Origin of the sequence: Micrococcus sp. EYE_212 (assembly GCF_023147585.1) — a bacterium.
Taxonomy (GTDB): domain Bacteria; phylum Actinomycetota; class Actinomycetes; order Actinomycetales; family Micrococcaceae; genus Micrococcus.
In genome coordinates this window covers 1-12,597 of sequence record NZ_JAHXOZ010000003.1, presented here as the reverse complement: position 1 = coordinate 12,597, position 12,597 = coordinate 1, and the positions used below count along the sequence as shown (strand labels likewise).

At 73.3% G+C, this 12,597-nt stretch carries 9 protein-coding genes; 5 read left to right on the top strand and 4 right to left on the bottom strand.

The genetic code is table 11. From position 1 onward, the window contains the following. Positions 1–2 precede the first annotated feature (2 nt). Together KZX60_RS02835 and KZX60_RS02830 are read right to left on the bottom strand one after the other, a co-directional pair. Complete coding sequence (locus tag KZX60_RS02835; protein WP_248115522.1) at positions 3–1,361, bottom strand: 3-oxoacyl-ACP reductase; 1,359 nt, start codon at positions 1,359–1,361, stop codon at positions 3–5. A gap of 120 nt (positions 1,362–1,481) precedes the next feature. After that, complete coding sequence (locus tag KZX60_RS02830; protein ID WP_248115521.1) at positions 1,482–2,816, bottom strand: acetyl-CoA C-acetyltransferase; 1,335 nt, start codon at positions 2,814–2,816, stop codon at positions 1,482–1,484. 163 nt (positions 2,817–2,979) lie between these two features. On the opposite strand from KZX60_RS02830, the gene KZX60_RS02825 reads away from it, so the two are divergent. Then, positions 2,980–3,666 (top strand): TetR/AcrR family transcriptional regulator, encoded by a 687-nt coding sequence (locus tag KZX60_RS02825; protein ID WP_248115520.1) that lies wholly within the window; start codon positions 2,980–2,982, stop codon positions 3,664–3,666. Beyond that, complete coding sequence (locus KZX60_RS02820) at positions 3,663–5,816, top strand: acyl-CoA dehydrogenase (RefSeq protein ID WP_248115519.1); 2,154 nt, start codon at positions 3,663–3,665, stop codon at positions 5,814–5,816. Before KZX60_RS02825 ends, KZX60_RS02820 begins: the two co-directional genes overlap by 4 nt. Positions 5,817–5,974: 158 nt before the next feature. Here KZX60_RS02820 and glgA read toward each other — a convergent pair whose 3' ends face one another. After that, the gene (gene glgA, locus KZX60_RS02815; RefSeq protein WP_248115518.1) at positions 5,975–7,171 is read right to left on the bottom strand and encodes a glycogen synthase; all 1,197 of its coding nucleotides are present in this window, start codon (positions 7,169–7,171) and stop codon (positions 5,975–5,977) included. Positions 7,172–7,285: 114 nt separating this feature from the next. On the opposite strand from glgA, the gene glgC reads away from it, so the two are divergent. Further along, a complete protein-coding gene (gene glgC, locus KZX60_RS02810) occupies positions 7,286–8,530 on the top strand; it encodes a glucose-1-phosphate adenylyltransferase (RefSeq protein ID WP_248115517.1) in 1,245 nt (414 codons plus the stop codon). A gap of 62 nt (positions 8,531–8,592) precedes the next feature. Beyond that, a complete protein-coding gene (pepN, locus tag KZX60_RS02805) occupies positions 8,593–11,253 on the top strand; it encodes an aminopeptidase N (protein WP_248115516.1) in 2,661 nt (886 codons plus the stop codon). Positions 11,254–11,281: 28 nt separating this feature from the next. Here the strand turns inward: pepN and KZX60_RS02800 are convergent, their stop codons facing one another. Then, on the bottom strand, positions 11,282–12,355 hold the full coding sequence (locus KZX60_RS02800; RefSeq protein WP_248115515.1) for a biotin/lipoate A/B protein ligase family protein: 1,074 nt from the start codon (positions 12,353–12,355) through the stop codon (positions 11,282–11,284). A gap of 119 nt (positions 12,356–12,474) precedes the next feature. Here KZX60_RS02800 and KZX60_RS02795 point away from each other — a divergent pair. Next, positions 12,475–12,597: leucine zipper domain-containing protein (locus KZX60_RS02795; RefSeq protein WP_248115683.1), on the top strand; the 123-nt coding region annotated here is incomplete at its 3' end.

The window sequence follows — 12,597 nt, the reverse complement described above, 5'->3', positions numbered from 1 at the left end:
GCTCAGGCCCCCATGATCGCCTGGCCGCACACCCGCAGGGTGGCGCCGTTGGTGCCGCCGGCCCCGTCCGAGACGAGGTAGGCGATGGCCTCGGCGACGTCCTGGGGACGGCCGCCCTGCTGCAGCGAGTTGAGGCGGCGGCCCAGCTCGCGGGTCGCGAGCGGGATCTTGGCGGTCATCTCGGTCTCGATGAAGCCCGGGGCGACGGCGTTGATCGTGCCCCCGCGCTCGGCCAGCATCGGCGCGGTGGCCGACGTGAGGCCCATGACGCCCGCCTTGGACGCCGCGTAGTTGGTCTGGCCGCGGTTGCCGGCGATGCCGGAGGTGGAAGCCAGGCCGACGATGCGCAGGCCCTCGCCCGCGACGTCGCGGGCGTCCTCGGCGAGGAAGGCCGCGTTCATGGCCAGCTGCGAGGACGTGTTCACGGCGAGGACCGAGTCCCAGCGCGCCGCGTCCATGTTGGCGAGCAGCTTGTCCCGCGTGATGCCCGCGTTGTGCACCACGATGTCCATGCGCCCGTGGCGGGTGCGGCAGTGCTCGAGGATCCGGGCGCCGGCGTCGGGGGCGGTGATGTCCAGCGCGAGGGCGGTGCCCCCGAGCTTGTTGACTACACCGGCCAGGGCGTCCCCGGCGGCGGGCACGTCCACGCCCACCACGCGGGCGCCGTCGCGGGCCAGGGTGGCGATGATCGCCGCGCCGATGCCGCGGGCGGCACCGGTGACGACTGCGACCTTGCCCTCGAGCGGGCGGGCCAGGTCCGCGGGGGTCGAGCCGTCCGCGGTGGTGACGGGCAGGAACTGGCCGGAGACGAACGCGGAGCGGCCCGAGAGCAGGAAGCGCAGGGCGCCGGCCGCGCCGGGGGCGGTGAGCGGGACGCCGGAGCCCAGGATGAGGCCGTTGGCGGTGCCGCCGCGGCGCATCTCCTTGCCGAGCGAGCGGGTCAGGCCCACCACGCCCTGGCGGGCGGCGCGCGCCGCGGGGTCGGCGGCCACGGAGGGGTCCTCCGGATCCTCGAACACGGTGACCACGCGGGCGCTGGAGCCGAACTGGCGCAGGGCGGGGCCGAGCTCGAGGGCCACGGCGGAGAGCTCGGACGGGGCACGCACCCCGTCGAAGCACGCGACGACACCGGCCAGGCGGGCGCCCTCGGCGCGCTCGGAGACGACCTGGACGCCGGCGGCGGTGAGCAGCCCGCGGGCCGCGTCGGCGGCGGGGGTGGCGCCGAGCACCAGGACGGTGCCGGTGATCAGCGGCTGGCCGGGCTCGTACCGGCGCAGCTCGACGGGCTGGGGCAGGCCCAGGGCGCCGGTGACGCGCTTGCCCAGGGCGGAGGAGACGAAGGAGCCGTACGGGTCGTTCACGGGGGGACCTCTCAGGTCAGGGGTGTGCTGGAGTGCGGCGGGGTCGGTGCGGCGGGGACCGGCGCCCCGCCGTCGGACGGGCCGACGGCGGGGCGGGTGCTGCGGGTGGTGCCGGGTGGCTCAGCGGCCGCGCAGGAGGGCGACGATGCCCTGGCCGCCGGCGGCGCACACGGAGATGAGGCCGAGGGAGCCCTCGCCCTTCTGGTGCAGCGCCTTGGCCAGCAGGGCCACGATGCGGCCGCCGGTGGCGGCGAACGGGTGGCCGGCGGCCAGCGAGGAGCCGTGCACGTTGAGCTTGGAGCGGTCCACGGTGCCGAAGGCGCCGTCGAGGCCGAGGCGCTCGCGCCCGAACTCCTCGCTCTCCCAGGCCTTCATCGTGGCGAGCACGGTGCCGGCGAAGGCCTCGTGGATCTCGATGAAGTCCAGGTCGTCCAGGGTCAGGCCGTGGCGGGCCAGGAGGCGGGGCACGGCGTACGCGGGGGCCATGAGCAGGCCCTCCTTGCCGTCCACGAAGTCCACGGCACCGTTCTCGGCGTCCACGAACTCGGCGAGCATGGGCAGGCCGCGCTCGGCGGCCCAGTCCTCGGAGGCGAGCAGCACCGCGGAGGCGCCGTCGGTGAGGGGCGTGGAGTTGGCGGCGGTCATGGTCGCCTCGTCGCCGAGCTGGCGGCCGAAGGCGGGCTTGAGCTTGGCCAGCTTCTCCATGGAGGAGTCCGGGCGGAGGTTGTTGTCGCGGGTCAGGCCGCGGAACGGGGTCACGAGGTCGTCCATGAAGCCGGAGTCGTACGCGGCGGCGAGGTTGCGGTGGCTGGCCACGGCCAGCTCGTCCTGCGCCTCGCGGGTGATGCCCCACTGGTGGGTGGTGAGGGCCTGGTGCTCGCCCATGGACATGCCGGTGCGGGGCTCGCTGGCGCCGGCCGGCTCGGGGACGAGCTGGTTGGGGCGCAGCTGGGAGACGGCCTTGAGGCGGTCCTTCAGGGTCTTCGCGGCGTTGAGCTGCATCAGCACGCGGCGGGCGCCGTCGGAGACGCTCACGGGCGAGTCGGAGATGGAGTCCACGCCGCCGCCGATGGCCGACTCGATCTGACCGAGGCGGATCTTGGAGGCGAGGGTGCCCAGGGCCTCCATGCCGGTGGCGCAGGCGACCTGGATGTCTGCGGCCGGGGTGTCGGACGCCAGAGCGGAGCCGAGAACGGACTCGCGGGTGAGGTTGAAGTTCTTGGGGTGCTTGAGCACGGCGCCAGCGGAGACCTGGCCGATGCGCTCGCCCTGCAGGCCGAAGCGGGCCACGAGGCCGTCGAGCGCGGCGGTGAGCATCTCCTGGTTGGAGGCTGTGGCGTAGGCCGTGTTGGCGCGGGCGAAGGGGATGCGGTTGCCGCCCACGACGACGGCGGGGCGCAGGGTGCCGCCCGCGACGGCGGGGCGGGCGGTGGGGGTGTTCGGGGGGGTGGTCACGTCGGGGTCCTCCTGGACGGTGTGGCCTCACCCGCGGGGTGCGCGGCGAGAGGTCGGGGGGTGATCCGGGCGCTGGTGGTGTCGATGGAACTGGGGTGATGGTGGAGCGGCGCGGCCGGGATCGGGGTGACTGAGACGAACGGTACCTGATACAGTCCGTCCTGTGAAGTCACTCACGCCTCCCCCCGTCCTCCGCGACGGTCGCAGCTCCCGGTGGGACCAGCACCGGCTGGACCGCCGCCGCGAGCTGCTCCGCGCCGCGCGGGCCGCGGTCCACGAGCTGGGGCCCGAGGCCTCCATGGAGGACATCGCCACGCACGCCGGCACCTCCAAGTCGGTCTACTACCGGTACTTCGGCGACCGCGCCGGCCTGCGCGTCGCCGTCGCCGAGCGGGTGACCGCCCACATGGAGCGGCGACTGCTCGAGGCGGCGGTCGACCACTCCGACGCCGCCGCCACCCTGCATCGGATGGTCGAGGTCTACCTCAGTGTGGCCGCCACGTCCCCGAACGTCTACGCCTTCGCCGTGTCCGCCCCGGACTCCTCCGGCGCCGCGGCGGGCGTCCTGGACGCCTTCTTCGACCGCGTCCACGCCCTCCTCGCGGAGGGGCTCGCCCAGCACCTCGGGGCGGACGGCGTCCCGCCCGTCGGCTCCCCCCTCGGCCTGTGGCCGCGCGCCGCCGTCGGACTGGTGCGGGCCACGGCCGAGACCTGGCTGCGCTCCCCCGAGGACGCGCGCCCCGACGCCGCCGAGCTGGCGGCCTCCATCACCGGCTGGCTGCTCCACGGCCTGCTCGGCGCCCCGACATCCCCCGTCCCGATCCACGCCCACGAAGGAGCGGTCCGATGACCACCACCCGCGACCACAGCCTCGACGCCGTCACCGACGTCCCCCCGTCCCCCACCGACCTGCCCCACGACGTCGCCGAGATCGCCCCCGAGCACCCGCGCCCGGGGTCCCTCGACTCGGCCGTGATCCAGGAGGCGCTCCTGGGCCGCTGGGCCGCGGAGCGCCGTGAGTCCCGCGAACTCGCCAAGGACCCGGCCCTGCACCGCGACCCGCTGCTGGGCATGGACGAGCACCGCCAGCGCGTGTTCGGCCAGCTCGGCATCCTCGTGGACAGCCGCGCCGTCCACCGCGCCTTCCCGGCCGAGTTCGGCGGCGACGACAACCACGGCGGCAACATCTCCGCGTTCGGCGACCTCGTGGTGGCCGACCCCTCGCTCCAGATCAAGGCCGGCGTGCAGTGGGGCCTCTTCAGCTCCGCGATCCTCCACCTCGGCACCGCCGATCACCACCGCCGGTGGCTGCCGGGCGCGATGGACCTGTCCATCCCCGGCGCCTTCGCCATGACGGAGATCGGCCACGGCTCCGACGTCGCCTCGATCGCCACCACGGCCACCTACGACGAGGCCACCCAGGAGTTCGTCATCCACACGCCGTTCAAGGGCGCGTGGAAGGACTACCTCGGCAACGCCGCCCTGCACGGCAAGGCCGCCACGGTCTTCGCCCAGCTCATCACCCAGGGCGTCAACCACGGCGTGCACTGCTTCTACGTGCCGATCCGCGACGAGTCCGGGGCGTTCCTGCCCGGCGTCGGCGGCGAGGACGACGGCCTCAAGGGCGGCCTCAACGGCATCGACAACGGCCGCCTGCACTTCACCCACGTCCGGGTGCCCCGCACGAACCTGCTGAACCGCTACGGCGACGTCGCCGAGGACGGCACCTACACCTCGCCGATCGACTCCCCCGGGCGCCGCTTCTTCACCATGCTCGGCACCCTCGTGCAGGGCCGCGTGTCCCTGTCCATCGCCGCGACGACGGCCTCCTTCCTCGGCCTGCACGGCGCCATCGCCTACGGCGAACAGCGCCGCCAGTTCAACGCCTCCAGCCCGGAGCGCGAGGAGGTGCTGCTGGACTACCAGAACCATCAGCGCCGCCTCATCGACCGCCTGGCCCGCGCCTACGCGGACGCGTTCTCCTCCAACGAGCTCGCCGTCAAGTTCGACGACGTGTTCTCGGGCCGCGCGGACACCGACGTGGACCGCCAGGAGCTGGAGACCCTCGCGGCCGCCGTCAAGCCCCTGACCACCTGGAACGCCCTGGACACCCTCCAGGAGGCCCGCGAGGCCTGCGGCGGCACCGGGTTCATGGCCAAGAACCGCGTCACCCAGCTGCGCGCCGACCTGGACGTCTACGTCACCTTCGAGGGCGACAACACCGTCCTGCTCCAGCTCGTCGGCAAGCGCCTCCTGACCGACTACTCCAAGGAGTTCGGCCGCCTCGAGGTCGGCGCCGTGTCCCGCTACGTGGTCCTCCAGGCCTCCGACGCCCTGCACCGCACCGGCCTGCCCAAGGTGGTCCAGACCGTGGCGGACGCGGGCTCCGAGCGCCGCTCCGCGAACTGGTTCAAGGATCCCGCGGTCCAGCGGGAGCTGCTCGAGGACCGCGTGCGCGCCAAGACGGCGGACATCGCGGGCACCCTCTCGGGCGCCCGAGGCAAGGGCCAGCAGGCCCAGGCCGAGGCGTTCAACACGCGCCAGCACGAGCTGGTCGAGGCGGCGCGCAACCACGCCGAGCTCCTCCAGTGGGAGGCGTTCACCCGGGCCGTGGACGCGATCGAGGACGAGGCCACCGCCACCGTGCTCACCTGGCTGCGCGACCTCTTCGCGCTGCGCCTCATCGAGGACGACCTGGGCTGGTTCGTGGCCCATGGCCGCGTCTCCAGCCAGCGCGCCCGCGCCCTGCGCGGCTACGTCAACCGCCTGGCCGAGCGCCTGCGCCCCTTCGCGCTGGAGCTCGTGGAGGCCTACGGCCTCGAGCAGAAGCACCTGCGCATGGAGGTCGCCACCGACGTCGAGGCCGAGCGCCAGGAGGAGGCCCACCGCTACTTCGAGCAGCTGCGCGCCTCCGGCACCGCCCCCGAGGACGAGAAGGTCCTCCGGGAGCGCCAGCGCAAGGAGGCCAAGTCCAAGGCCTCCCGGCTGCGCCGGTCCTGACCCACACCCGTCCGCGCCGGTCGCCCGGCGCGGACGGACCGAGGGCCCGGAGATCCCCCAGGGGGGTCTCCGGGCCCTCGGGCGTTCGGGGACGGCGGCGCGCTCCGCCTCGGCCGGGCGGCACAGCCCTGTCCGCGCCGTCGCGGAGCTGGCCGGCCTCAGTCGAGGACGGAGCGGTACACCTCGAGCGTGCGCTCGGCGATGGTGTCCCAGGAGAAGTGCTCGACCGCGCGCCTCCGGCCGGCCTCGCCCATGCGGCGGGCCTGCTCCGGGTCCTCCAGCACGCGCGTGAGGGCGGCGGCGAAGTCGGCCGCGAAGCCGTCCTCGTCCACCGGCGTGCCGGTGCCGTCGGCCACCTGCTCGACGTGCACGAGCAGGCCGGTGGCGCCGTCCTCGACGACCTCGGGGATGCCGCCCACGGCGGAGGCGACGACCGCGGTGCCGCACGCCATGGCCTCGAGGTTGACGATGCCCAGGGGCTCGTAGACGGAGGGGCAGGCGAACACGGTGGCGGAGGTGAGGATCTCCATGACCTCGTGGCGCGGGATCATGCCCTCGATCACGACGACGCCCTCGCGCTGCCCGCGCAGCTGCGCGATGAGGCCGTTGACCTCCGACGCGAGCTCCGGGGTGTCCGGGGCGCCGACGCACAGCACGAGCTGGACCTCCGGGGGCAGCTGCAGAGCGGCGCGCAGCAGGTGCGGGACGCCCTTCTGGCGGGTGATGCGCCCGACGAACGCGACCGAGGGCTTGCCCGGGTCGATCCCGTACTTCTCGAGGGCGCCGGTGCCGGTCTGCGGGGTCCACACCTGGGTGTCGATCCCGTTGTGCACGGTGTGCACCTTGGCGGGGTCGACGTCCGGGTAGCAGGCCAGGATGTCCCGGCGCATGCCGTCCGAGACCGCGATGACGGCGTCGGCGCCGTGGTACGCGGTGGACTCGGCCCAGCTGGAGATCGCGTAGCCGCCGCCGAGCTGCTCGGCCTTCCACGGGCGCAGGGGCTCGAGGGAGTGGGCGGAGAGCACGTGCGGGACGCCGTGCATGAGCTTGCCGAGGTGGCCGGCCATGTTGGCGTACCACGTGTGGGAGTGGATCACGTCCGCGCCCTCGAAGGCGCCGACCATGGTGAGGTCGGTGGCCAGGGTCTGGACGGCGCCGTTCTCCGCCTCGAACCCCTGGGGATTCGGGTAGGAGTGCACGGCGGCGCCGTGGTAGTCCCGCTCGCGGGGCTCCCCGAACGCGTGGACGACGAGGTCGGCGCGGGACGCGAGCACACGCGTCAGCTCCGCGACGTGGACTCCGGCGCCGCCGTAGATGGACGGGGGGAACTCTTTGCTCACGATGTCGATGCGCACGCCTCCAACCTAGTCGAGCGCCCCTCGGGCCGGATAGCCTGACGGGACCGACAGAGGCCGGGCCCGAGCGGGCTCGGCGACGAGGCGCGTCCCCGGAATGAGGAGTGGTCCCCGATGGTGCAGAAGAAGGTCCTGTCCGTGGTGCTGGCGGGCGGCGAGGGCAAGCGTCTCATGCCCCTCACCGCCGACCGGGCCAAGCCGGCCGTCCCCTTCGGCGGCACGTACCGGCTGATCGACTTCGCGCTCTCCAACCTGGTGAACTCGCGCTACCGCGAGATCGTGGTGCTGACGCAGTACAAGTCGCACTCGCTGGACCGGCACATCTCCGAGACGTGGCGCATGTCCACCATGCTCAACAACTACGTGGCCACCGTCCCGGCGCAGCAGCGCCGCGGCAAGGACTGGTTCACGGGCTCGGCGAACGCCATCTACCAGTCCATGAACCTCATCGCTGACGCGCGCCCGGACATCGTCGTGGTGATCGGCGCGGACCACGTCTACCACATGGACTTCCAGCAGATGGTGGACCAGCACATCGCCTCCGGCGCGAAGGCCACCGTGGCCGCCGTGCGCCAGCCGCTGGACCTCGCGGACCAGTTCGGCGTCATCGAGACCGACCCGTCCTCCCCCGAGCGCATCAAGGCGTTCGTGGAGAAGCCCGCCACCACCCCGGGCCTGCCGGACGACCCGTCCCAGTTCCTGGCCTCCATGGGCAACTACGTGTTCGACACGGACGCCCTCGTGGAGGCGCTCAACGCGGACGACGCCAACCCGCACTCCAACAACGACATGGGCGGGGACATCGTCCCCTACTTCGTGGACCGCGGCGAGGCCGGCGTCTACGACTTCACCGCCAACGAGGTCCCCGGCGGCACCCCCGGCAAGCACTACTGGCGGGACGTGGGCACGCTGGACTCCTACTACGACGCGCACATGGACCTCGTGCAGCCGTGGCCGGAGTTCAACCTCTACAACCGCGAGTGGCCGCTGTACACGCGGCAGTCCGTCTCCCCGCCGGCGAAGCTGGTGCGCTCGGCCTCGCGCCGCCCCGGCAGCGCGAACGACTCGATCCTCTCGCAGGGCGTCGTCGTCTCGGGCGGCACGGTGGCCCAGTCCGTGCTGTCCACGGACGTCCGCGTCGCGAACGAGGCGTGGGTCGAGCAGTCCGTGCTCCTGGACTCCGTCGTCGTGGGGGAGGGCGCCCACGTCCGCAACGCCATCCTCGACAAGAACGTGGTGGTCCCGCCCGGCGCGCGCATCGGCTTCGACCGAGCGGAGGACGAGGCCAACGGCTACACCGTGACGGACTCGGGCCTGACCGTGCTCTCGAAGGGCCAGTCCGTGCCGGCGCCGCGCTGACCCGCACCGGTCCCCCGTCTCGCTCCCCCGCCCGCTCCCACCCCACAGACCGGAGAACACCCGTGCCCGACGTCGTGCCCGCGCCCGACCTCGACCAGACCAACGTGACCCGTGCCGAGGCCTTCGAGCGCTCCCGGCTGCTCACCGTGAGCGCGTACGACGTCCACGTGGACCTCTCGGCCGCCCGCGACCTCGAGCAGGACACCTACCCGGTGGAGGCGCGGATCCGCTTCGCGTGCGCGGAGCCCGGCGCGAGCACGCACCTGGACTGGATCCACGCCGGGGTGGATGCGGTGGAGCTCAACGGCGCAGCCCTGGACCTCGCCGAGGTGGTCGGCGAGGCCCGCGTCCTGCTGCCCGGCCTGGCGGCCGAGAACGACGTGGTCCTGAAGGGCGCCTCGCGCTACTCGCGCTCGGGCGAGGGGCTGCACCGCTTCGCGGACCCGGCCGACGGCCAGGTGTACCTCTACACGCAGTACGAGCCCGCGGACGCGCGCCGCGTCTTCCCGGACTTCGAGCAGCCGGACCTCAAGGGCGCCTTCACCTTCGCCCTCACCGGCCCGGCCGACTGGGTGCTGGCCTCCAACCGGCCCGAGGCGTCGCGCACGGAGGCAGGCGACGGCGTCGTGCGCGTGGACTTCGAGCCCACGCTCGCCCAGTCCACCTACATCACGACGCTGCTGGCCGGCCCCTACGCGAGCTGGGAGGACCGCTGGGACGGCGATGCGGCCACCGGTGCCGCGCCCGTGCCGCTGCGCCTGTTCACGCGGCAGACGATGGCCGACGCGTTCGACCCGGAGGCCGTGTTCGCGGTGACGAAGCGCGGGCTGGACTTCTTCCACGGGCTCTTCGGCGTGCCCTACGAGTGGGGCAAGTACGACCAGGCGTTCGTGCCCGAGTACAACCTCGGAGCCATGGAGAACCCGGGGCTGGTGACCTTCACGGAGGACTTCGTGTTCACCTCGCGGGCCACCGCCGTGCAGTACGAGGGCAGGGCCACCGTGATCCTCCACGAGATGGCGCACATGTGGTTCGGCGACCTCGTGACGATGCGCTGGTGGGACGACCTGTGGCTCAAGGAGTCGTTCGCGGACTTCATGGGCTCGCTCGGCGCCGCGGAGGCCACGGAGTTCTCCGACGCGTGGGTCACCTTCGCCTCGCGCCGCAAGGCGTGGGCCTACGTGCAGGACCAGCTGCCGACCACACACCCGATCGTCGCGGACATCGTGGACCTCGAGGCCGCGCGGCAGAACTTCGACGGCATCACGTACGCCAAGGGCGCCTCGGTGCTCAAGCAGCTCGTGGCGTTCGTCGGCCGGGACGCGTTCCTCGACGCCGCACGCCGCTACTTCCGCGCCCACGCGTGGGGCAACGCGGAGCTCGCCGACTTCATGGCGGCCCTCGAGGCCGCCTCGGGGCGGGACATGGGCGCGTGGGCGGACGCGTGGCTGCACACCTCGGGCGTGCCGCGCCTGCGGGTGGAGGCGGGGGACGACGGCGCCGTCCTCCTGCACCAGGAGGGCCGGGATCCCGTCACGGGCCGCCAGGTGCTGCGCCCCCACGTGGTGAAGGTGGGCGTGTTCACGCCCGACGAGGACGGTGTGCTCGTGCGCACCGGCCAGGCCACCGTCGACGTGCCGGGCGGTGCCGAGGGCGCCGCGGTGCCGCTGGCCGGGCTCGAGGTGCCGGAGGGCGTCCGGCTCGTGCTGCCCAACGACGAGGACCTCACGTACGCGGCCGTGGAGGTGGACGACGCCTCGCTCGAGGCGGTGCTCGCTCACCCGATCGCGGATCCGCTGGCCGAGGCCACCGTGTGGGCAGCCCTGTGGTCGATGACGCGCGACGGCGCGCTGCCCGTGGAGCGCTTCGTGACCGCGGTGGGGCAGCTCTCCGCCGGGATCGAGACCGTCGGCGTCCACACCCAGGTGCTCGCCCAGGCCGCCGCCGCGGTGTCCCAGTACGCCCGGGCCGAGGACCGCGCCGCCCTGCGCTCGCGGCTCGGCACCGAGCTGGCCGAGCAGACCCGCACGCTCGAGGCCGGCTCCGACCGCCAGCGCACGGCGGCCCGCACGTGGGCGCTCGTGGCGCGCGCCGACGCGGCGCTGGCGGGCTCTCTGGCCGAGGCCCTGCTGGTCTCGCCCGGCACGGCGGCCCCCGGGCTCGCCGTGGACGCCGAGGTGCGCTGGCTCGTGCTCCAGGCCCTCGCCGCGACCGGCCAGGCCGATGCGGCCCGCCTGGACGCCGAGCTCGAGGCGAAGCGCACCGCGCAGACGGTCACGTGGCACCGCCTCGCCCTCGCCGCGCGCCCCGAGCCCGGCGTGAAGGCCGCAGCGTGGGAGGCCGTCATGGCCGGGCGCACCGCCGACGGCGTCGAGCTGTCCAACGACCTGCTCTCCGCCACGGCCGCCGGCTTCGCCGCGGGCTCCGTGGAGCTGCTCGCCGCCCACGAGGACGGGTTCTGGCCGCGGCTGGAGCTGGTGTGGGCGAGCCGGTCGAACGGGCTGGCCAGCCGCGCGATCGGCGGGCTGTTCCCGGGGCACCAGCACGCGGTGCCGGGCGGTGCCGAGGACCAGGAGCGCCACCCCACGCTCGCCGCCGCCCAGCGCTGGATCGACGGCCACCCGGACGCCCCGGGCGCCCTGCGCCGCCTCGTCGTGGAGCACACGGACGCGCTGCGCCGGTCCCTGCGGGTGCAGGCGGCCCAGCACGACCTCGAGGGGTAGGCGGGCTGCGCAGGGGTGAGCCGCCCGGTCACGGGACGCGGGCGGTCCACTCCGGCGTGGCGAACTTCGTGCGGGCCAGCTCCTCGGCCTCGGCGCGGGTCTCGGCGTCGAGGTCGACGCGCCGCGCCCCGTACCGCTCCTCGAAGGTGGCCATCATGGTCTCCCAGATCTCAACGCGGGGGACGCCGGTCTGACGGCGCAGCGGGTCCACCCGCTTCTTCGCCGAGGCGACGCCCTTGCCGCGCAGCTTCTCGCGGCCGATCCGCAGGACCTCGAGCATCTTGACCGCGTCGATGTCGTAGCTCATGGTGACGTGGTGCAGGAGGCCGGACTCCCCCACGCGCTTCTGGGCGGCCCCGCCGATCTTTCCCTGGGGCGTGGCGATGTCGTTGAGCGGCTGGTAGAACGCCTCCACGCCGAGGCGGCCGAGCGCGTCCATGGTCCACTCGTCGAGGAACGGGTAGGTCTCAGCGGTCTCGAGGCCGTCCACGAGGGACTGCGGCACGTGCAGCGAGTACGTGACGCAGTTGTCCGCCTCCATGAACATCGCGCCGCCGCCGGAGATCCGCCGCACCACGTTGATCGCGTGCCGCTCCACGCCCTCCGGGTCGACCTCGTTGGCGAGCGACTGGAAGGCCCCGATCACGACGGCGGGCTCATTCCACTGCCACAGCCGCATGGTCGGGTTCCGCCGTCCCTCGGCCACCTGGCGGGTGAGGACCTCGTCGAGGGCGACCGTCAGCGCGATCGGCAGCGGCTCCGGCGGGATGATCTCCCACTGGTGGTCCTCCCACGTGGTCGACTTGCCGAGGGCGCGGCGCACCGCGGAGGCGATCGCGAAGGCGTCGACGCCGAACAGCTCGGCCTCGGGCCGCAGGCCCTGCTCCACCGCCGCCCGGATGGCGCGGTGCTCCACGTCGGCCGAGAGCCCGGCCACGGCCGCGTTGAGGTCCTCGAGCGCCTCGTCGGGCTCGAGGAAGAAGTCGCCGTTGATGCTGGCCGTGGCGATGCGGCCGTCGTGGAGGGTGAGGTCTGCGGCCACCAGCTTGCCGCCGATCACCTTGTACTCCCCGTGGTGGGCGCTGTCCTGGTTCGTGGTCATGCCGCCAGCCTAGGTGTACCCGGTCAGGACGTTGGTGGCACGAGGGAGCTTGAACAAAGGAGAACCTCCGGGTGGGATGTGGCTTGTCTAAGGCCCACATCACAAACCCAGAGGTTCTCATGTCCCACGGTAGCGCCCGCCTGACCGTTCACGGTCGTCGACTCATCGTCCAACGCCACCAAGCCGGATGGGCTCAAGCCCACATCGCCGCCGCGATGGGGGTCTCACGAAAATGCGTGAAG